The sequence below is a fragment of the Micromonospora sp. NPDC049301 genome (assembly GCF_040678715.1).
Classification (GTDB): Bacteria; Actinomycetota; Actinomycetes; order Mycobacteriales; family Micromonosporaceae; genus Micromonospora.
Map to the genome: position 1 here is coordinate 104,722 of NZ_JBFAQO010000001.1, position 18,930 is coordinate 123,651.

Annotated in this window: 23 protein-coding genes; 17 read left to right on the forward strand and 6 right to left on the reverse strand. The window is 73.0% G+C overall.

All coding sequences use genetic code 11. The annotated features are described in order from the left end of the window. Window positions 1-149 precede the first annotated feature (149 nt). From AB0K07_RS00520 to AB0K07_RS00545, 6 genes are all read left to right on the forward strand, one after another. Window positions 150-1,112: an LCP family protein gene (locus AB0K07_RS00520; protein ID WP_363751346.1), complete on the forward strand. Its 963-nt coding sequence runs from the start codon at window positions 150-152 to the stop codon at window positions 1,110-1,112. A 58-nt stretch (window positions 1,113-1,170) separates the two neighbouring features. Beyond that, window positions 1,171-1,506, forward strand: coding sequence for a rhodanese-like domain-containing protein (locus AB0K07_RS00525; RefSeq protein WP_089018477.1), 336 nt, complete (start codon window positions 1,171-1,173; stop codon window positions 1,504-1,506). A 10-nt stretch (window positions 1,507-1,516) separates the two neighbouring features. Beyond that, a complete protein-coding gene (locus tag AB0K07_RS00530) occupies window positions 1,517-2,305 on the forward strand; it encodes a glycerophosphodiester phosphodiesterase family protein (RefSeq protein ID WP_363749855.1) in 789 nt (262 codons plus the stop codon). 56 nt (window positions 2,306-2,361) lie between these two features. Continuing rightward, window positions 2,362-3,816 carry an ATP-binding protein gene (locus AB0K07_RS00535; protein WP_363749857.1) on the forward strand — a complete coding sequence of 485 codons (1,455 nt, stop codon included), beginning with the start codon at window positions 2,362-2,364 and terminating at the stop codon, window positions 3,814-3,816. A gap of 55 nt (window positions 3,817-3,871) precedes the next feature. After that, window positions 3,872-4,288, forward strand: coding sequence for an ATP-binding protein (locus AB0K07_RS00540; protein WP_363751348.1), 417 nt, complete (start codon window positions 3,872-3,874; stop codon window positions 4,286-4,288). A gap of 61 nt (window positions 4,289-4,349) precedes the next feature. After that, on the forward strand, window positions 4,350-5,237 hold the full coding sequence (locus AB0K07_RS00545; protein WP_363749859.1) for a DUF5926 family protein: 888 nt from the start codon (window positions 4,350-4,352) through the stop codon (window positions 5,235-5,237). Between the two features lie 19 nt (window positions 5,238-5,256). Here the strand turns inward: AB0K07_RS00545 and AB0K07_RS00550 are convergent, their stop codons facing one another. After that, window positions 5,257-6,480 (reverse strand): arginine deiminase, encoded by a 1,224-nt coding sequence (locus tag AB0K07_RS00550; RefSeq protein WP_363749861.1) that lies wholly within the window; start codon window positions 6,478-6,480, stop codon window positions 5,257-5,259. A 163-nt stretch (window positions 6,481-6,643) separates the two neighbouring features. On the opposite strand from AB0K07_RS00550, the gene AB0K07_RS00555 reads away from it, so the two are divergent. The 5 genes from AB0K07_RS00555 to pheA all read left to right on the forward strand — a co-directional run bounded on the left by AB0K07_RS00555 (window position 6,644) and on the right by pheA (window position 10,170). After that, window positions 6,644-7,384, forward strand: a complete 741-nt coding sequence (locus AB0K07_RS00555; RefSeq protein WP_363749862.1) for a hypothetical protein — start codon at window positions 6,644-6,646, stop codon at window positions 7,382-7,384. A gap of 168 nt (window positions 7,385-7,552) precedes the next feature. Then, window positions 7,553-8,011, forward strand: coding sequence for a hypothetical protein (locus AB0K07_RS00560; RefSeq protein WP_363749864.1), 459 nt, complete (start codon window positions 7,553-7,555; stop codon window positions 8,009-8,011). Window positions 8,012-8,086: 75 nt separating this feature from the next. Next, a complete protein-coding gene (locus tag AB0K07_RS00565) occupies window positions 8,087-8,476 on the forward strand; it encodes an ACT domain-containing protein (RefSeq protein ID WP_363749865.1) in 390 nt (129 codons plus the stop codon). A 217-nt stretch (window positions 8,477-8,693) separates the two neighbouring features. Further along, the gene (locus AB0K07_RS00570) at window positions 8,694-9,203 is read left to right on the forward strand and encodes a hypothetical protein (RefSeq protein WP_363751350.1); all 510 of its coding nucleotides are present in this window, start codon (window positions 8,694-8,696) and stop codon (window positions 9,201-9,203) included. A gap of 10 nt (window positions 9,204-9,213) precedes the next feature. Continuing rightward, window positions 9,214-10,170 carry a prephenate dehydratase gene (gene pheA / locus AB0K07_RS00575; RefSeq protein WP_363749866.1) on the forward strand — a complete coding sequence of 319 codons (957 nt, stop codon included), beginning with the start codon at window positions 9,214-9,216 and terminating at the stop codon, window positions 10,168-10,170. A 49-nt stretch (window positions 10,171-10,219) separates the two neighbouring features. On the opposite strand, the gene AB0K07_RS00580 is transcribed toward pheA, so the two are convergent. The 3 genes from AB0K07_RS00580 to AB0K07_RS00590 form a co-directional block, all read right to left on the reverse strand. Then, entirely contained in the window at window positions 10,220-10,942 is a 723-nt protein-coding gene (locus AB0K07_RS00580) for an AIM24 family protein (RefSeq protein ID WP_363749868.1), read from the reverse strand. Between the two features lie 115 nt (window positions 10,943-11,057). Then, window positions 11,058-11,405: a metallopeptidase family protein gene (locus tag AB0K07_RS00585; RefSeq protein ID WP_363751352.1), complete on the reverse strand. Its 348-nt coding sequence runs from the start codon at window positions 11,403-11,405 to the stop codon at window positions 11,058-11,060. 150 nt (window positions 11,406-11,555) lie between these two features. Next, a complete protein-coding gene (locus tag AB0K07_RS00590) occupies window positions 11,556-11,987 on the reverse strand; it encodes an OsmC family protein (RefSeq protein WP_151488927.1) in 432 nt (143 codons plus the stop codon). A gap of 131 nt (window positions 11,988-12,118) precedes the next feature. Between AB0K07_RS00590 and AB0K07_RS00595 the strand changes: the two genes are divergently transcribed. The 3 genes from AB0K07_RS00595 to AB0K07_RS00605 all read left to right on the forward strand — a co-directional run bounded on the left by AB0K07_RS00595 (window position 12,119) and on the right by AB0K07_RS00605 (window position 14,723). Further along, window positions 12,119-12,865, forward strand: coding sequence for a hypothetical protein (locus AB0K07_RS00595; RefSeq protein ID WP_363749870.1), 747 nt, complete (start codon window positions 12,119-12,121; stop codon window positions 12,863-12,865). Window positions 12,866-13,089: 224 nt separating this feature from the next. Next, a complete protein-coding gene (locus AB0K07_RS00600) occupies window positions 13,090-13,911 on the forward strand; it encodes an HAD-IIB family hydrolase (RefSeq protein WP_363749872.1) in 822 nt (273 codons plus the stop codon). Then, window positions 13,911-14,723, forward strand: a complete 813-nt coding sequence (locus AB0K07_RS00605) for an HAD family hydrolase (RefSeq protein ID WP_363749874.1) — start codon at window positions 13,911-13,913, stop codon at window positions 14,721-14,723. Before AB0K07_RS00600 ends, AB0K07_RS00605 begins: the two co-directional genes overlap by 1 nt. 10 nt (window positions 14,724-14,733) lie before the next feature. Here AB0K07_RS00605 and AB0K07_RS00610 read toward each other — a convergent pair whose 3' ends face one another. Continuing rightward, on the reverse strand, window positions 14,734-15,336 hold the full coding sequence (locus AB0K07_RS00610) for a bacterial proteasome activator family protein (RefSeq protein ID WP_363749875.1): 603 nt from the start codon (window positions 15,334-15,336) through the stop codon (window positions 14,734-14,736). A gap of 84 nt (window positions 15,337-15,420) precedes the next feature. On the opposite strand from AB0K07_RS00610, the gene AB0K07_RS00615 reads away from it, so the two are divergent. Both AB0K07_RS00615 and AB0K07_RS00620 read left to right on the forward strand, forming a co-directional pair. Next, the gene (locus AB0K07_RS00615) at window positions 15,421-16,218 is read left to right on the forward strand and encodes an alpha/beta hydrolase (RefSeq protein ID WP_363749876.1); all 798 of its coding nucleotides are present in this window, start codon (window positions 15,421-15,423) and stop codon (window positions 16,216-16,218) included. A gap of 80 nt (window positions 16,219-16,298) precedes the next feature. Beyond that, entirely contained in the window at window positions 16,299-17,486 is a 1,188-nt protein-coding gene (locus AB0K07_RS00620; RefSeq protein ID WP_363749877.1) for an ABC transporter substrate-binding protein, read from the forward strand. 75 nt (window positions 17,487-17,561) lie between these two features. Here AB0K07_RS00620 and ddaH read toward each other — a convergent pair whose 3' ends face one another. After that, a complete protein-coding gene (gene ddaH / locus AB0K07_RS00625) occupies window positions 17,562-18,395 on the reverse strand; it encodes a dimethylargininase (RefSeq protein ID WP_363749878.1) in 834 nt (277 codons plus the stop codon). A gap of 59 nt (window positions 18,396-18,454) precedes the next feature. Here ddaH and AB0K07_RS00630 point away from each other — a divergent pair, with 59 nt between their 5' ends. Then, window positions 18,455-18,913: an Lrp/AsnC family transcriptional regulator gene (locus tag AB0K07_RS00630; protein ID WP_074315467.1), complete on the forward strand. Its 459-nt coding sequence runs from the start codon at window positions 18,455-18,457 to the stop codon at window positions 18,911-18,913. Window positions 18,914-18,930: the final 17 nt, after the last annotated feature.

Genomic DNA, 18,930 nt, shown 5'->3' on the forward strand with positions numbered 1-18,930 from the left:
CCGTACCGTCACCACCCGTAGCCTGACGTGAGCAGGTTTCACGTATCGGCTGCGGGGAGGCGGTCACGTCCAGGTCGGGGCGGAACGCGGCGGACCGGACCGGCGAGGCCGGAGCCGCCCGTCCGCGCCGCGCCCGTGGCGCACGGATCCTGCTCGCCATCGGGCTGGCCCTCGTCCTGCTGGCCGGCCTCGCCGTCGTCGGGCTCAAGACGCTCACCCACCGGTACGACCGCGCGGTGGCCAAGGAGACCCTGCTCGACCTCGACGCCCGCACCGACCGGACGGACGTGGACGGGCCCCTCAACTACCTGCTGGTGGGCTCCGACCGCCGCCCCGGCGACAGCGGCCCGGACCAGCGCACGGACACCATCCTCATCGTGCACGTGCCCGCCGGGCACCGGGAGGCGTATCTGGTCTCCGTCCCGCGTGACCTGCTGGTATCCATCCCGCCGGCGAACGGGTTCGGCGGCGGACCGGACAAGATCAACGCGGCGTACGAGCACGGCGGCGGCGGGCAGGCCGGCACCCGACTGCTCTCCGCCACCCTGAGCCGACTCACCGGGATCCGGTTCGACGGCGCCGCGCTGATCGACTTCTCCGGCTTCCGGAAGGTGATCGACCTGCTCGGCGGGGTCCAGATGTGCGTCGACACCGAGGTCCGCTCGATCCACACCAACCGGGTCTTCCCCACCGGCTGCCAGGAGATGAACGGAGCGGAGGCGCTGGACTACGTACGGCAGCGCTACGGCCTGCCCGGCGGCGACTACGACCGGCAGCACCACCAGCAGCAGCTGCTCCGGGCGATGTTGGACCGCGCCGGCCAGGCGGACCTGCGCAGCAACCCGGTCAAGCTGGACCAGGTGATCCGGGCCGTCGGCGGCTCGTTGACCGTCGACACCAACGGCGTACCCCTGGAGGACCTGCTCCTCGCGCTGCGCGCGCTGCCGCCCGACGGGTTGCACGGCGTCCAGGTGCCCTCGTCCCCGCAGATCATCGACGAGGTCTCGTACGTGGTGCTGGACCACGGCGGCAACGGCCTCTTCGAGGCCGTCCGGGGCACCCGGGTGCCCGCCTGGGCGCAGGCCAACCCGCGTTGGGTGACCCGGTTGTGACGGTGCCGACGGCCCGGTCGATGCGGATCCGGCCGCTGAGGATCTAGTGTTGCTACCTGTGTTCGGACCCCAGGTTCCCACCGTGCCCGTGACCGAGATCGCCGACGACACCTACCTGCTGGATGTGCGGGAAGACGACGAATGGGCGGCCGGCCACGCTCCCGGCGCCCATCACCTGCCGATGATGGAGCTGCCGGCGCGGCTGGCCGAGGTGCCGACCGACCGGGACGTGGCGGTCATCTGCCGCTCCGGCGGGCGCTCCGCCCAGGTCGTCGCCTACCTGGTGAACAACGGCTGGGAGCAGGTGCGCAACGCCGACGGCGGGATGCGCCAGTGGGCCGCCGTCGGCCGCCCGGTGGTCGACGCCAACGGGCAGCCCGGCCAGGTCATCTGAGGCGGGCGGGATGGGCGGGCCTCTGGTCTTCGCGCACCGCGGCGCCTCGTACGACCTTCCGGAGCACACCCTCGCCGCCTACCTGCGTGCCCTCGACGAGGGCGCCGACGGTCTGGAGTGCGACGTCCGGCTGACCCGGGACGGGCATCTGGTCTGCGTACACGACCGGCGGCTGGACCGCACCAGCAACGGTCGCGGCCTGGTCAGCGCGCGTACGCTCGCCGAGCTGGAGACGCTGGACTTCGGCTCGTGGCATCCGGGCAGCGCGCCGAGCGGTGACCTGCCGCCCGACGACTCGCACACCCGGCTGCTCACGCTGACCCGGCTGCTGGACGCGGTGCTGGCCGCCGGCCGTCCGGTCCGGCTGCTGGTGGAGACGAAGCACCCGTCGCGCTACGGCTCGAACGTGGAGCGGCGGCTGGTCACCCTGCTGCGCCGGTACGGGCTGGCCGACCCGGCACCGGACGACCCGGTCCAGGTCACCGTCATGTCGTTCTCCCCGCTGGCGGTCCGGCGGGTCCGCGAGCTGGCCCCGGCGCTGCCCACGGTGCTGTTGCTGGAGGTGCTGCCGCGCTGGCTCCGGCTGGGCCGGCTGCCGTTCGGCACCCGCATCGCCGGGCCCGGCATCGGCCTGGTCCGGGCCCGCCCGCAACTGCTGCCCGCACTGCGTGCGGCCGGCAACCAGGTGTACGTCTGGACGGTCAACGAACCGGCGGACCTGGAGCTGGTGCTGACCGCCGGGGTGGACGGGATCATCACCGATCGGCCCGCACACGCCCTGGCCCGGTTGGACCGCTGACCGGCACCGGCCGGGCAGGGGTGCCGAAACCCCGGTCGGCGGGGCACACTCGGCACATGCCGGAGCGTATCGATTTCCCCGCTCTCATCGCCGGCCACACCGTCGTGATCGAGATGATCAACTCTGGGGACGCCGGCCTGCCGGTCCTCACCCAGCTGCTGCGGGTGGCCCAGCCGGCGCTCGGCGCCGCCGGCATGGCGTTCGCCGAGTTCGGCCCGACCGGGGGTCGGGTGATCGCCGCGACCGGGGCGGCGGAGTGGATCCTCGGCCGACCGCTGGCGGCCGACGACCCGGACACCGTCTGCCTGCTCTCCGGCCCCCGGGTCCGCCAGGTCCGGGTCGCCCACCTCAGCGGAAAGCTCGCCGACGAGCTGGCCGGCTGCGGCCTGCGCCGGATGGTGGTCTCCCGGGCCGAGATCGGCGGCCACACCGTCGGCAGCCTGCACGCGCTCTACTCGGGCGACGAGGAGCCGGAGGCCGAGCAGCAGGGCGTGGTCGCCTACCTCGCCTCCTGCGTCGCGCACATGTACGGCGACCAGACCGGGCTGCCCGTGCACGGCGACGGGCCGGTGGTGGCGGCGCTCTCCGACGGGCTGGCCGTGGTCGACCGGGACGGGCACGTCCGACTCTGGAACCCGGCCGCCGCCCAGGTCACCGGCCGGACGGCCGAGCAGGCGCTCAGCCGCCCGCTGCCGTTCCCGCTGCCGCCGTCCGGCCAGGTCCGCGACCACCGGCTGCCGGACGGGCGCTGGCTGCGGATCACCTCCGGCGAGCTGCCCGGCCCGGGCACGCTGCGGGTGGTCACCTTCCGCGACATCACCGACCAGCAGCGCCGGGACCACGACCGGGAGCTGTTCGTCGCCGTGACGAGCCACGAGCTGCGCACCCCGGTCACGGTGATCAAGGGGTACGCGGACACCCTCACCGACCACTGGGACTCGCTGACCGAGTCCGATCGGCGGCAGGCCGCCCGGGTGATCGGGCAGCGTGCCAACGAGCTGGCCCGGCTGGTCGACCGGTTGCTCTCCTCGGCCGCCGAGGCCGGGCCGGGGGACGAACCGCCCACCCCCTTCGACCTCGGCGAGGCGCTGCGCACCGCGATCGTCGACCTGCCCGCGGAGCTGCGCCGCCGGCTGGTGCTCCGCCTCCCCGCCGAACTGCCGAAGGCACTCGGCCACCGGCCCAGCCTCGCCACCGTGCTGACCGAGCTGACGACCAACGCCGGCAAGTACTCGGCACCGGACGCGCCGATCGAGATCACCGCCGCGGTCGACGGTCAGCTGGTGGCGTTCCGGGTCAGCGACCGGGGCATCGGCATCCGCCCGGAGCACGTGGAGCGGGCGTTCGACCGGTTCTGGCAGGGCGAGTCCGGCGACCGGCGCGGCTATCCGGGCGCAGGGCTCGGTCTCTATCTCGTCCGCCGGATCGTTGAACAGCAGAATGGATGGGTATCCCTACGTCCGAGGGCCGGCGGCGGTACGGTCGCAGAGGTGCGGCTGCCGCGCGGTTGACCGGCGGTGGCGTGACGTGGAGGCGACGGTGGCAGCGAAGGAACGGGCGTGGTGCGTGGTGGTCCCCCACCATCCCACCGGGGCACGGCTGGCCCGGCACCGGCTCGCCGACGACCTGGCGGGCGTCGTACCCCCGACGCTCCTCGCGGACCTGATCGCGGTGCTCGCCGAGCTGGTGGGCAACGCGGTGCGGCACGCCCGCCCGCTGCCCGGCGGTGTGGTCCGGGTGGCCTGGCGGTTGCGGCCCTCGGCCGACGGGCCGCGGATCCAGCTGCGGGTGACCGATGGCGGGGCGGGCACCGGGCCACGGATCCGGACGGCCAGCCCCGACTCGGCGGATGGGCGCGGACTGCACATCGTGGCCGGTCTGGCCACCCGGTGGGGCGTCGAACGGGACGGTCTGGGTCAGCGCGTCTGGGCCGAGTTCGACCCGGCCCCGGCACCCCGGCCCGACCTGGTCACGGCGGGCTGAGTAGCCGCTCGGGGCGGGTCCCGCCCACGACGAGCCGGTCGGGCCTCTAGGCTGTGACGCCGTGAGCAAGCGTCGAAAGAGCCAGCGCGCCGCCGCCGACACCGCCCCGCGTCGGGACAAGGTCCGGGACATCTTCGTGCCGCGACCGTTCGAGGGGTTGGTCGACGAGCCCGAGTGGATCGCGCTGCGCGAGCTGGTGCCCGCCGCCTCCGCGCCGCTGCGGCTGGCACCCACCCTTGTCGAGGAGTTCGGGGACCGGCCGGTCACGCTGGCCACGGTGCTGCCGATGGCCGCTCCGGCGATCACCAAGCCGGACGGCCGGGTGCTCATCGGTCTGCAGCGGCACCAGCAGTCCGGCGACGTCTCGCGGGACCTGGCCGAGGCGCTGCTCTGCGCGCTGCGGACCGAGCCGGGCGGTCAGGTCGCCGTGCCGCCGCTGCCCGGCCCCGGCCCCCGGCTGCAGGACGTCCTGGTGGACGCCCCGCTGGAGATCACCATGCACGACGGGTTCGAGTTCTGGCTCGACCCCGGCGCCACGGACGACCCGACCGTGCAGGCGTCGCTGGAGCGGGCGAACGTGGCCATCTACCCGACCGTGCGGCTGACCGCGGCGAAGGCCGCGTACTGGTGCCGGGTCCCGGAGAAGGCGCACGTGCGCTGGGTGCTGCCGGACGACGAGGACGTCGCCCTGGACGCGCTGGCCCGGCTCGGTGCGGCCGGCACGCTGCCGCTGGGCGAGCAGACCCGGTTCGCCGGCATGTTCCGCGCGCACGGTCGACTGGTGCCGGTCTGGGACCTGCCGGAGGAGACGCCGGCGACCGCCTGGGAGGACCCGGTGACGCAGTTCGCCAAGCGGTACGCCGAGGCCCTCGCCGCCACCGACCCGCTGGACGCCGCCGGCCGCCGGGCCCGCCAGGGGCTGCTCGGTCGCCAGCTCACCCTCCGCTGACGTCAGGAAGGGCCCCTCGTCATCGAGGGGCCCTTGCCTGCAACGGGTCGCGGGTGATCGGGCAGGACATGCAGCGCGGGCCTCCCCGGCCGGAGCCCAGCTCCGAACCGGCGATCGGGATCACCTCGATGCCGGCCCGCTCCAGCTGGGCGTTGGTCTCGGTGTTGCGTTCGTACCCGACGCAGAGCCGGGGTGCCAGGGCGAGGGTGTTGTTGCCGTCGTCCCACTGCTCGCGTTCCGCGGTGACCGGGTCGAGCCCGGTGTCGATGACCCGGAGCTGGTCGAGGTCCATCGCGTCGGCGGCGGCCCGCAGGAAGGGTGCGGGCCCGTCCACCCGCGGGTCCTCGCCGTCCGCGCCGGCGATCACCGTGTACGCGGACAGCGTGCTGGCGACGTTGGGGTACATCAGCACGGCGTCCACGTCGACCATCGTGCAGACGGTGTCCAGGTGCATGGTGGCGCGCTCCTGGGCGATCGGCACCACCAGGATGGTGTGGGCCAGCCCGGCGGAGAAGACCTTCCGGCCGAGGCGCTCGGCGCCGGCCGGGGTGGTCCGCTCGCCCACGCCGACCGCCAGCACCCCGGGGGCGAGCAGCAGCACGTCCCCGCCCTCCAGGTGCTCCAGGTGGGGGCGGTAGACGAACTCGGTGCCGGCGAAGCGCGGGTGGTGGCGGTAGATGGCGTCGGTCAGGGTGGTCTCCCGCCGGCGAGCGGGCATGGCCAGGCTGGTGACCCCGACCCGGTCGCCGATCCACAGCGACGAGTCCCGGGTGAAGAGCAGATTGGGCAGCGGGTCGATGACGAAGTCGTGCCGGTCCATCAGGGTGTAGACCAGCCCGCCCGGCCGTTCCGAGCTGATCCGCAGCTCCTCGTGGGCCAGTCCGGCGGTGAGCACGTCGGCCAGCGCGACCGGGTCCAGGTAGGAGAGGTGGTCGGCGACCCGGGCGCGCAGGGTGTCGCCGAGCCGGCGCGAGCGCAGCACCTGCTCGGTGAGTTCGGCCCGGGCGTCCGCGACGGCCAACGTCTCGGCCAGCAGGGTGGCCAGGTAGAGCACCTCGACGCCACGCTCGCGCAGCGCGGCCGCGAACGCGTCGTGCTCCTCCTGGGCGCGGCCGACCCAGGGGATCGCGTCGAACAGGAGCGAGTCGTTGTTGCGGGGGGTGAGCCGGGCGAGTTCCGGGCCGGGCCGGTGCAGCAGTACGGTGCCGAGCCGGCCGACTTCGCTGTCGACGTAGTGGGTCACCCCCGCAGCGTAGGGCAGGGTTTGGCGGCATCCGAGAAAAGAACTGTGGATGAATATGGCATTCATCCACAGTCACTCCGGCGTTCCGGCTTGCCGAACACGGGGAGTGTCAACGTAGGGTAGTGGGGACATAACTTCGAGGGACCTTTTGCCGGAGGTCGCGATGACTGTCTTTCCCGCACGACGAGCCGTACCGACCGCCCGGGCACTGCCGCCCGTCGCGGTGCCCCACCCCCGCGTCGAGTCGCCGGGGGTTCTCGCACCGGTCCGTCCGACACCGCTCGAGTGGGCCCGCCGCCGTCGGGCCGAGCGGGGCGCGCGGAGGCTGGAGGCGGCCGGAGCACGGGCGCTGGGCCAGCTCGACCATCTCGGGCCGTCCTGGCACGTCATCGAGTGGCCCCGCACCGACGTGGCCGACGTCCTGCTCGACCGAGGCCAGGACGAGCGCGCCGGGTTCCTCGCCATCGGGCCGAGCGGCCTGTTCGCGGTGACCATCGCCGACCACGGTCGGGCCCGTGTGCTCGTCGCCGGTGACGTCGTGCAGATCAACGGCAAGCGACCGCCGTACGTGGCGGAGGCCCGCCGGGACGCCAAGCGGGCCAGCAAGGCCCTCTCCGAGGCGGTCGGGCTGCCCGTGCCGGTCACGCCGGTGCTGACCTTCGTCGGCTCCGGCGTGATCAGCGTCTACGGCCTGCCGAAGGACTGTCTGATGGCCACCCACCGGGAACTGGACCGGCTCCTGGTGGCCGGCGGCAGCCGGATCAGCCCCGCCACGGCAGAGAAGCTGTCCCGGGTCGCGCAGCACCCCGGCACCTGGCTGAAGGGCACGTACCGTCCAACGGCCGACTACCGGTGGTATGACGAGGGCCGAACGGCCGCTGACAAGCCGGCCAACCGCCGGTAACGTCACCGGCGACGCCACGCGGCTTCGGTCCCCCCGTCCACCTCACCGACTCCCGCGCCGTCACCGGCCGCCCTTGGTTCGGGCTGTGCCGCCGGTGGCCCGGTGCGCTCGGTGTTTCGTCGGCGACCCGCTAGCGTGGACAGTCCGTCGGTGTACATAGGAGGCTCGGTGGCCCACGTCGAACTCTCGCTCTCGGAAGTGTTCGTGCCGGCGGCACGGGTCTCGACAGAGCTGGAGTCCGACAACTTCGGCCAATGGTCCTCGACGGTCTGCCGTGCCGATGAGCCGTGTCTGCTGATCGACGCCGAAACCCGGGTGGTGGCTATCTCCACGGCCGGCTGCGAGCTGCTCTGCCTGGGCGAGCCGGACGGCCTGATCGGGCGGCCGCTGCTCGACGGCGGGCTGCGCCTGCTGGACTTCACCGCCAACCGGGGCGAGCTGACCGAGGCCGAGATCGACAAGATTCCGCCCCTGCTGGCACTCACGTCCGGGCGGCTCGCCCGCGGGTTGCTCCGGGTGGAGGCGGCTTCGGCGGACAGGTCCGACGCGACCGTCGACGCGATCTCGACCCCGGTGCTCGCCGACGGTGCCGTGGCCGGCTCGCTCACCTTCTTCTCCGAGGTCTGACCTGCGACGGAGTGTGTCGTTCGCCGCACGCGGCGATGCTGGGGTGGGTCCGTACCGAGGCCGTAAGGTGCCCTCATGCTCGATATCGCTCTGCTGCCGGGGGAGTACGCCGTGTGCCGGTTGGCCGCCGGCGCCACCCTGCCGCACGCGCTGACGAGCGAACCGGGCGGCGCCGACGTGGTCACCGTGAGCTGGACCGCTGACGGGATCTCGGTGATCTGCCCTGCCGAACGGGCCCCCGCGCAGGCCGTGGTGGAGACCGTCTGGCGCTGCCTCCGGGTCGCCAGCCCGATGGAGGTGGCCGGCACCGGCACCCTGGCCGCGCTTGTCGGCCCGCTCGCCGAGGCCCGGGTCAGCGTGGTCACGTTCTCCACCTTCGATACCGACTACCTGCTGGTGCCGGCCGTACGGTTGACCGAGGGCACCGCCGCGCTGGAGCGCGCCGGGCACCGCGTCCTCGGCTGAGCTTCACCCCACCGTCCGCTCCCCCTACGATGGGCTCGGCCACCCCGGCCACGACGACGTTCTCCGATGTCCCGAGGATCGGCCCGTGCCGTTCACCCCAGCCCGCCGCGCGTCCACCCCATCGCGCGCGACGACCCACACCCCACCGGCGACCCACCGTCCGGCGGCTGCCCGCCACCCGGTGACGAGCCGGGCGCAACCCACGACGCGGGTTGTCCTGCCGGCAGTGCTCGCGTTGCTCGCCGTCGGAGTGCTGACGGGCTGCGGCGCCCCACCCGAGCTGTCGGCACCGACCGACGCGCCGCCACCCCACACCGGAGCCCCGACGGCACCCGGCCCGACCGGCACCCTGAGCACCGCGCCCGCCACCCCGCCGGTCGGCACCGCGACGGCCACCCCGGACGCCGGGCTGGTCGCGACGCCCTGCCGGAACGGGCCGACCGGGCAGCGTGTGGTGCAACTGCTGCGCGGCCGCGCCGGCGTGCTTCCGGACAACGTCCGGGTCCGGGTCCGCACCGGGCCGCTCTGCGCCGCCGACTGGCAGTTCACCGTGCTGGAGGTGAGCGGGCACGAGGAACTCCAGGTCGTCACCCGGGGCCGGTCCGCCGCGCCCGAGCTGGTCACCGCCGGCACCGACGTGTGCACCATCGAGGTACGAGCCACCGGTCCAGCCGGGATCCGGACGCTCGCCTGCGACGCCGGGCCGGGTGCCGTGCCGGGTGCGTAGGCTGATCGGCATGCCAGGAACACCGCCGACACGCTTCGTCTACCTCGGCCCGGAGGGCACCTTCGCCGAACAGGCGCTGCGCACCGTCCCCGCCGCCGAGCGCGGCAGCCGCACGCCCGCCCGCAGCGTCGGGGAGGCGCTGGACAGCGTCCGGGCCGGAGACGCCGACGCCGCGCTGGTGCCGCTGGAAAACTCGATCGGCGGCGCGGTCGGCGTCACCCTGGACGAGATGGCCGAGGGCGAGCCGCTGGTGATCACCCGAGAGGTGATCCTGCCGGTGGAGTTCGTGCTCGGCGCCCGGCCGGGCGCCTCCCTGGCCACGGTCCGCACCGTGGCGGCCCACCCGCAGGCGTCCACGCAGTGCCGGGGCTGGCTGCGCGACCACCTGCCCGACGCGGTGGTCGTCGACGTGCTCTCCAACGGCGCGGCCGCCGCCGGTGCCGGGGCGGGCGAGTACGACGCCGCGATCTGCGCGCCGATCGGGGCCGCCCGACACCGCCTGGCGGTGCTCGCCGACAAGATCGCTGACCATCCCGACGCGGTGACCCGGTTCGCGCTGGTCTCCCGCCCCGGGCCGCCTCCCCCACCGACCGGCGACGACCTCACCTCGCTCGCGGTCTACATCGCCCACGACCGGGTCGGCGCGCTGTTGTCGGTGCTGATGGAGCTGGCCGTCCGGGGGGTCAACCTGACCCGGATCGAATCCCGCCCGACCGGTGAGGCTCTGGGCCGGTACGTCTTCTTCCTGGACTGCACGGGGCACGTGGCCGACGTGCGGATGGGCGAGGCGTTGCAGGGCCTGCGCCGGGTCTGCGCCGACGTCCGTTTCCTGGGCTCGTACCCCCGGCACCGCTGGGCGGAGACCGCCGGCGAGCGGCCGGTGCCGGCACCGGCCGGCCTCTCCGACGTCGACTACGCCGACGCGGCGGCCTGGCTGGCGCGGCTGCGCACCGGCGAGCTGAGCTGACCGGACGGTGCCGGCGCGCCCGCGACCGGGAGCGCCGGCACCGACGTGGTCAGCTCAGCAGACCGCCGAGCAGGCCACCCTCCTGCTGCTGCGTGCCGCTGCCCATGACCGGCGGCTCCTCGGAGGGCTGGACCACCACGAAGCCCTGGCCGGCGAAGCTCATCGTGAACGACTCCCCGGTGCGTCGCCCGAGGAGCGTGCCGAGGCCGAGCTGCTCGGCGCGGTGGTAGCCGGTCTGGAGGTTGGCCGACCAGCAGACCGCGGCCTGCGGGTCGACGTACGTCGGGGCGTCCACGTTCAGCACCACGGGGGTGCCCTTGGTGGTGATGGCGATCCGCCCGTACCCGCTGAACACGCAGTTGAACAGGCCGGACGAGGAGGCCATCCCGGCGCCGCCGACCATCCTGATGTCGTACTGGAGGGTGGAGTCGAAGGCCAGCACGCTGGAGCCGTTGATGGAGAGGGCGTCGCCCGGCTCCAGGTCGATGATGTGCACGTCCTTGGCCAGCTCGGCGAGGAAGACGTCACCCTGGCCGGAGACCTTCATCAGCGGGACACCCTCGCCGGTGAGCTTCTGCTTCAGGAACTTGCCGAGCCCGCCGGAGCCCAGCGCCTGGAACTGCACGTTCCCCTGGTAGGCGACCATCGACCCGACCCGGGCCATCGCCTCGCCGTTGAGCTCGATCTTCAACATCTTGGAGTTCTGCAGCCGCATGCCGGGCTGCGCGGACTCCTTCTCCAGATTCTCGGTGGAGAACAGCTCGCTGCGCATGAAAGGTGCCTCCTGAAAAGGTCGCGGTCGCTGCACCGACGGTAGGCGACCTGGGCAACCACGGGCCATCGGCCGAGCGGCGCGCCGGGTGGGTCGGACGGCGACGTGGCCGGGCTCAGCCCCAGCCCAGCGCGTGCAGCCGCGCGTCGTCGATGCCGAAGTGGTGGGCGATCTCGTGCACCACGGTCACCGCCACCTCGTCGATGACGTCCTCGTCGTTGTCGCAGATCCGCAGGATCGGGCGGCGGTAGATGAAGATCCGGTCCGGCAGTACGCCCGAGTAGTCCCAGCCCCGGTCGGTGAGCGCGTGCCCCTCGTAGAGGCCCAGCAGGTCGGGCTCGCCCGGCGGCGGGTCGTCCTCGACGAGGATGACCACGTTGCTCATCAGGCCGAGCAGCTCCTCGGGCACCTCGTCGAGGGCGTCGCCGACCAGCTCCTCGAAGCGTTCGCGGGTCATCTCCACCGGCACCTCACCCATTCTGCCCGACCCGGTGTCGGCCGGCGGGTCACGAGGAGCGGCGCCGACCGGGATCCGCGCGTTCACGGAGAGAGTGGCCACCCGGGTACGGGCGGAAACCCTGTCCGTGAACGTGCGGCGTGCGGGTCGACCGGCTCAGGAGGCCAGGCGAGCGGTGAGGGTGATCTCGGCGCCCGGCGAGAGCAGGCGGGAGATCGGGCAGTTGGCCTTGGCGGCCTCGGCGAGCTTCTGGAACTCCGCGTCGTCGATGCCCGGCACCTGGCCGACGGTCTCCAGCTCGATCCGGGTCACGGTCATCCCGGCGTCGGTCTTGTCCAGGTGGACCTTGGCGGTGGTCTCGACGGAGGTGGGCGTCGAGCCGGCGTCGGCGAGGGCCTTCGAGAACGCCATCGAGAAGCAGCCGGAGTGCGCGGCGGCGATCAGCTCCTCGGGGTTGGTGCCCTCGCCCTCCTCGAAGCGCGACTTGAAGGAGTAGTTGCCCGACAGGCCGCCCTTACCGGTGCGGACGGTGCCCGAACCCTCGGTGAGATTGCCCTGCCATTGTGCGGAAGCGGTACGGATAGGCATGAGCAGAACGCTAGCGGAAAGGTGACCGCCGAGCGACCGACCGGCGCGGACGCCCGCCCTGCGATTCCCGTCACCACCCGCTGGCTGTGCCATGATTCGACGCAGGCCCGTGACCGGCGGAAGGATGGCCGATGTCCGAGGAGCTGCCGATCCCCCGGCAAGGTGACCGGTCCGACGGCCCGGCCGTGATCGAGTGGGGCGACGAGGATCTGACCCGGCCGCGCCGGTTCGGCCGGTCCCTGGCCGGCCTGACCCGGGACCCCCGGCTGCCTCTGCTGCTGGCCGTGCTCGGCGCGGTCGCCGGGGTCGCCTCGCTGGTCGGGGAGTGGCTGGTGATGACCCTGCCGGACGGCGGACCCGACGGGAACAGCTCGATCGAGGTGCCCGCCGGGCTGTCCGAGGTCGGTGGTTTCGGGGTCGGCTACCTGGTCGGGTTGCTCGGCCTGGTCTGCCTCGTGGCGCTGGCGCTGCGGGGCACGGCGTCGGTCCGGCCGAACGCCCGGTTGGCCGGGCTCACCCTCGCCGGAGCCCTGCTGGCGCTGCTGGTGGCCGCCGTGGCGACGCTCGACGACCCCGCTCAGCGGAGCCTCCTCTACTCAGCTCAGGACGGCTTCCGGGCCGAATACGGTCGGGGCCTGGTGATGGCGTTCGTCGCCTGCGTACTGCTCGGTGTCGCGCTGCGGCTGGCGCCGGCCGCCGCCCCGCCCGGCCCGGCGGCCGGACCGGACGGGGACGGCCCGACGGGGGACGACGCGACGGGACGCGGCTGGCGCCGCCGCCGGGACCGCGACCCCGTCGACGAGGACGGCCCGCCCGCCCCGGCCGACCTGACCGTCACCCCGGCCGCCCCGTTCGCCCGGCCCGAAGCCCACGGCTGAGCAGCGCGGATCCGGCCCTGCGAAGGCGCCGTCGGGAGGTCTCGCCCGCGCTGCGTGGTTCTGCGCCCCGGGCCACCGGCGGCACCCCGCCAGTTGGCGTCCGATTCGCCTGGAAGCCATGGTTGCGACCTCTTCCGCGAGGTACGGTTGCTGCCCGCCGTCACGCCGGGCCTCGGCACCAGTACGCACGGCAGGCTGCGACGGCGGCGGGCGAAGGAGGAACGATGACCCGCCCGGGACTGCCCAAGCTGATCGCAACCGACCTTGACGGGACGCTGGTTCGCAGCGACGACACCGTCTCCGCGTACACCCACGGGGTGCTCGACCGGGTGCGGGCCGCCGGAATTCCGGTGGTCGGCGCGACCGGGCGCGGACCGCGGTTGACCGAGCTGACCCGCAACGACATCCGGGCCGCCGACTTCCTGGTGATGGCCGGTGGCGGGCGGGTGGTCGACCAGAGCGACCCGACCGGCCCGGTGGTGCTCCGCGACGAGCGGCTGGCCGGCGAGGTGCTGGCCCGGCTGCTCGCCGACCTGGAGGCCGAGGTCGGCCCGCTGACCGTCATGGTCGAGGCGTCCGACGAGCACGACGCCCCGCTCTGGGGTGACTACCACCCGAGCTGGCCCTACCAGGACAGGTTCGAGGCGCGTACCCGCGCGGAGTGCCTCTCCTGCGACGTGATCAAGGCCTTCGCCCGGACCGCCGACCACCACGTGGACGAACTGCTGGCCGTGGCCCGACGGATCGTCCCACCGCAGGTGGCCACGCTCACCCAGGCCGGGCTCGGCTTCATCGAGATCTGCCCGCCGGGGGTGGACAAGGCGACCGGGCTGACCGTGGTCGCCCAGAGCCTCGGGGTCGACCCCGCCGACGTGCTGGTCTTCGGTGACATGCCCAACGACCTTCCGATGTTCGAGTGGGCCGGCTGGTCCCGGGTCGCGGTGGCCAACGCGCATCCCACCGTCCGCGCCGCCGCCGACGAGGTGACCCTGCGCAACGACGACGACGGGGTGGCGGTGTACCTGGACCGGCTACTGTCCCGGTGATGGGAGAGACGCCCCGCCTGATCGCCACCGACATCGACGGCACGCTGATCCGCGACGACCACACCGTCAGCCCGCACACCGCCGACGTGCTCGCGCGGATCTCCGCGCGGGGCACGCCGGTCGTCCTGGTCACCGGCCGTCCGGTCCGCTGGCTCAAGATGGTGTACGAGCAACTGGCCGAGCCGCTGCCGGCGGTCTGCGCCAACGGGGCCGTGGTCTACGACCCGTTCGAGGACGAGGTGTTGCGGGCCGACCCGCTCGCGCCGAAGCACCTGGCGGAGGTGGCCCGGCGGCTCCGCGCCGAGGTGCCCGGGATCAGCTTCGCGGTGGAGATCCTGGACAGCCGGGAGATGCGGCACGAGGCGCACTACCCGCTGCGCTGGGACGCCGACTCGGAGATGATCCGCCCGGTCGAGACACCCGAGGAGCTGCTCTCGGCCCCGGCGGTGAAGCTGCTCGCCCGGGCCGGGGAGCAGGACCCGGACGCGTTCGTGGCGCTGGTCGCCGCGGCGGTGGCGGGGCTGGCCGAGGCGACCCACTCGTCGTCCTCCGGCCTGGTGGAGATCTCCGCGGCCGGTGTGACCAAGGCGGCCGGGCTGGCCTGGTACTGCGACCGGCTCGGGGTGCGTGCGGCGGACGTGCTGGCCTTCGGTGACATGCCCAACGACGTGCCGATGCTGAGCTGGGCCGGGCGGGGCGTGGCCGTGGCCAACGCCCACCGCGCCGTCCTGGCGGTCGCCGACGAGGTGACCACGGCGAACACCGAGGACGGCGTGGCGTCGTACCTGGAGAAGGTCTTCGGGGTGGACTGAGCGGGTCGGGTCAGAGGTACTGGCCGGTGTTGTGCCCCTCGCCGCCGGTCGGCTGGCCGATGCCCGGCATGCCCGGCACGATCCCACCGGGCCCGCTGGGCAGCGCCTGCCGGCCGGAGCGCATCTGCTCCAGCTGCACGCGGGCGGCCATCTGCTGGGCGACCAGGGCCGCCTGGATGCCGTGGAACAGGCCCTCCAGCCAACCGACGAGCTGGGCGTGCGCGATGCGCAGCTCGCTCTCGCTCGGGGCCTTGTCCTCGGTGAAGGGCAGCGAGATGCGTTCCAACTCGTCGCGCAGCTCGGGGGCGAGGCCGTCCTTGAGCTCGACGATGGACCGCTCGTGGATCTCGCGCATCCGGTTACGGCTGGCGTCGTCCAGCGGGGCGGCCTTGACCTCCTCCAGCAGCTGCTTGATCATGCTGCCGATCCGCATCACCTTGGCCGGCTGCTCGACCAGGCGGGTCGGGTCCTCGCCCTGCCCCTCCTCGGTCTGCACAGTGCCGATCGGCCGGCCGTCCGGGCCGACCACCACCACGGTGCCGGAGTGGCCGGAGTCGTCGGAGCCGGCCTCGTCGTTCTGTGCAGCGGAGTGCGCTTCGGTCATGGGGTCCATCTTTACCCAGCGGCCGCAGACCATGCCGCCCGGGACCGACTCCCGGCTCCGAACCACCCGGGCGGGGCGCGCTACCGTCGCGCCATGCCTGCCGACCCGCGCGCCGTGCTGACCCGGCCCGCACCGGAGCCCGACCGGACCGTGGCATACGGCGACCACCCCGACCAGGTGGCCGACCTGCGGCACCCGGCCGGCGCCGGCCCGGCGCGGCCGCTGGTCGTCGTGGTGCACGGCGGGTTCTGGCGGGCCGAGTACGACCGGCGGCACACCGGGCCGCTGGCCGCCGCGCTGGCCTCGGCCGGCTACCCGGTCGCGCAGCTGGAGTACCGGCGCACCGGGCAGCCGGGTGGCGGGTGGCCGGGCACCATGACCGACGTGCTGACCGGGGTCGCCGAGCTGCCCGGGCTTGCCGCCGAGGCGCTGCCCGGGCGGGTGACGCGCGCCGCTCCGATCCTGATCGGTCACTCCGCCGGTGGCCATCTGGCGCTGTACGTGGCGGCCACCGCGCCGGCGACGGTGGGCGGCGTGCTCGCCCTGGCCCCGGTGGCCGACCTGGCTGAGGCGTACCGGCAGGATCTGGACGCCGGCGCGGTGTCGGCGCTGCTCGGCGGCGGCCCGGCGCAGGTCCCGGACCGGTACGCCGCCACCGATCCACGATCATTGGTGCCGATCCAGACACGGATAGTAGTGATGCATGGTTCGGCGGACCAGCAGGTGCCGGTGACGATGAGCCGGGAATTCGTCGCGGCGGCGCGTGCGGCAGGATCCGATATTTCCCTTGTTGAGCTGCCCGGATGCGAGCATTTCGGGCTGATCGACCCGGAGTCCCCGACCTGGCCCCAGGTCCTCGTTATGTTGCGTTCCCTGCACGATGATCACTAGCCATTGACGCAGCGTCGCGGAGCAGGTAGAACGCCGGAGGGGCGCTGTTCTGCCCTGCAACGCTCCTGGGAAGGAACTCGGTGTCGCACATGAATCGCAGGCGGGCGCTCCAGCTGTTGGCGGCGCTCGGTACGACCGGATTCGCCGCCGCGTGCGGCTCCGACACCGACGACCAGCCGACCGGCGACCGGGGCCCCATCAAGATCGGTCTGATCACGCCGCAGGCCGGCGGCTTCAAGAGCATCGGTGACGACATCACCAACGGCTTCCAGCTCTTCCTCGACCTGCACGACCAGCGGTTGGGCGGGCACCCGGTGGAGCTGCTGACCGCCGACGAGGGCGACACCGCCAAGTCCGGCAAGGCCGCCGTCGACGACCTGCTCAAGAAGGGCGTGCTGGCGCTCACCGGGGTGGTCAACTCGGCGGTGATGGTCGGCATCCGGGACACCGTGGAGCAGGCCCGGGTCCCGCTGATCGGCTCCAACGCCTCGCCGAGCAGCCTCCAGAGCGTCTTCTACATCTGGCGGACGTCCTACGTGCTGGACGAGGCCGGCCGGGCGCTGGGCCGCTACCTGCGCGACCAGCTGCCGTCGAACGGCCGCGTGGCGATCATCATGCCGGCGAACGTCGGCAGCCCGGACGTGGAGCGGGGCTTCCGGCAGGAGTTCGGCGCCAGCGACCGGCGGATCGCCGACCCGGTGACCAACACCAACCCCACCCCCAACCCGGGGAAGAACACGTACGTCGCGGACATTCGCAAGGCGCTGGCCAAGAAGCCGACCGCGGTCGTCTGCTTCTACGCCGGTACGGCGGCGGTGGAGTTCATCAAGCAGCTGCGTGACCAGTTCTCCGGGCCGGTGTACGCACCCGGCTTCCTCACCGAGGGCGCCGTGCTGGAGAGCATGGACCGGGACGCGCTCGGCATCCAGACCGCGCTGAACTACTCGGCCGACCTGAACAACACGTCCAACCGCGTCTTCGCCTCCGCCTACCGCAAGAAGTACCAGGTCACGCCCACCACCTACGCCATGGCGTCGTACGACGCGGCGCAGGTGCTCGACCAGGCGATCCAGCTGACCGGCGGCTCACCCACGCCCCAGCAGGTCAACCTGGCGCTGGGCAAGATCGGCCAGATCGACAGCCCCCGCGGCATCTGGCAGTTCAACCAGCCGCGCACCCCGCAGCAGAAGTGGTATCTGCGAGAGGTGCAGCGCGACGGTCAGGTCATGTCGAACGTGCTGATCAACGAGCTGGCCACGCTGGGCTGAGCGTCCACCGCGACGACGTCAGGGGCCGGTCTCCCGTTCGGGAGGCCGGCCCCTGACGTACGCGGGGTGTCCGGGTCAGTGCCGCAGCTCGGCGATGCAGCACTTCACGCTGCCACCGCCCTTCTTCAGCTCGCCCAGCTCGACCGGGACCGGGTTGTAGCCGGCGGCCTTGAGCTTCCCGGCCAGCCGGGTGGCCTCGCTGTTCAGCACCACGTTCGCGCCGTCGCTGACCAGGTTGAGCCCGAAGGCCATCGCGTCCTCGTCGTCCGCGATCACCGCGTCCGGGAAGAGCTGGGTGAGCACCCGCTGGCTGGCCGCGGAGAACGCGCCCGGGAAGTAGACGACGTTCGAGTCGTCGATGGCGGCGAGCGCCACGTCCAGGTGGTAGAAGCGCGGGTCGATCAGGCGCAGCGACACCACCGGCCGGCCCAGCGCCTCCTGCGCCTCGGCGTGCGCCGGGATCTCGGTACGGAAGCCGTGCCCGGCCAGGATGAGCCCGCCGTGCGCCTCCGGCACGTACGCGAAGTCACCCTCGCCCTCGTTGGTCTCGCTGGGGGCGATGAACCGCCAGCCCTGCGACTCGTAGAAGGCGTGGTGCGCGGCGGCCTCGGCGGCCCGCTGCTCGTGCTTGAAACGCGCGCCGTACACGCTGCCGTCCACCACGAAGGCGCCGTTGGCGGCGTAGACCATGTCGGGCAGCCCCGGCTCGGGGGTGAGCAGGTGCACCTCGTGGCCGAGGCCGACCAGCGTCTCGCGCAGCCGGTCCCACTGCTTGACGGCCAGTTCCCGGTCGACCGGGGTGGTCACGTCCATCCACGGATTGATGGCGTACTCGACCGCGAAGTGCTCCGGCGAGCACAGGAGATATGTCCGCTTTCGCGGGACTCGCTGCTGGTTCACGGTCACCAAGAGTAGGTACCGTTGAACTTTGGTAACAGCCACAACCATTGCTTCCCAGAGGCGGAACGTTGCAGATAGACGCGGTAGACCAGCGGATCATTGCGTTGCTCGTCGCCGACGCCCGAGCGTCGTACGCCGACATCGGCACCCGGGTGTCACTCTCCGCCCCGGCCGTCAAGCGCCGGGTCGACCGGCTGCGCGCCACCGGCGTGATCAGGGGATTCACGGCCGTGGTTGATCCGGCGGCCGTCGGCTGGACCACCGAGGCGTTCGTCGAGCTGTTCTGCGCCGGCCGGACCACCCCCGCGCAGATCGGCGTGGCCGCCCGCCGGCACCCCGAGGTGGTCGGCGCGTACACCGTCTCCGGTGAAGCCGACGCGCTGGTGCACCTGCGCGCCGCCGACATCGCCCACCTCGAGGCAGCGCTGGAGCGGCTCCGCGCGGAGTCCTTCGTGACGTCCACCCGCAGCACCATCGTGCTGTCCCGGCTGGTCGAGTCCCCCGGCGTCGGCCCCTCCACCCGCTGAGCGGCAGGGCCCGGCAG

Excerpts from the sequence above, each read along its gene's own strand:
- AB0K07_RS00530 (WP_363749855.1), top strand. The coding sequence starts at position 1,517 with ATGGGCGGGCCTCTGGTCTTCGCGCACCGCGGCGCCTCGTACGACCTT.
- AB0K07_RS00535 (WP_363749857.1), top strand. The coding sequence starts at position 2,362 with ATGCCGGAGCGTATCGATTTCCCCGCTCTCATCGCCGGCCACACCGTC.
- AB0K07_RS00555 (WP_363749862.1), top strand. The coding sequence starts at position 6,644 with ATGACTGTCTTTCCCGCACGACGAGCCGTACCGACCGCCCGGGCACTG.
- AB0K07_RS00565 (WP_363749865.1), top strand. The coding sequence starts at position 8,087 with ATGCTCGATATCGCTCTGCTGCCGGGGGAGTACGCCGTGTGCCGGTTG.
- pheA (WP_363749866.1), top strand. The coding sequence starts at position 9,214 with ATGCCAGGAACACCGCCGACACGCTTCGTCTACCTCGGCCCGGAGGGC.
- AB0K07_RS00580 (WP_363749868.1), bottom strand. The coding sequence starts at position 10,942 with ATGCGCAGCGAGCTGTTCTCCACCGAGAATCTGGAGAAGGAGTCCGCG.
- AB0K07_RS00590 (WP_151488927.1), bottom strand. The coding sequence starts at position 11,987 with ATGCCTATCCGTACCGCTTCCGCACAATGGCAGGGCAATCTCACCGAG.
- AB0K07_RS00595 (WP_363749870.1), top strand. The coding sequence starts at position 12,119 with ATGTCCGAGGAGCTGCCGATCCCCCGGCAAGGTGACCGGTCCGACGGC.
- AB0K07_RS00600 (WP_363749872.1), top strand. The coding sequence starts at position 13,090 with ATGACCCGCCCGGGACTGCCCAAGCTGATCGCAACCGACCTTGACGGG.
- AB0K07_RS00605 (WP_363749874.1), top strand. The coding sequence starts at position 13,911 with ATGGGAGAGACGCCCCGCCTGATCGCCACCGACATCGACGGCACGCTG.
- AB0K07_RS00610 (WP_363749875.1), bottom strand. The coding sequence starts at position 15,336 with ATGGACCCCATGACCGAAGCGCACTCCGCTGCACAGAACGACGAGGCC.
- AB0K07_RS00615 (WP_363749876.1), top strand. The coding sequence starts at position 15,421 with ATGCCTGCCGACCCGCGCGCCGTGCTGACCCGGCCCGCACCGGAGCCC.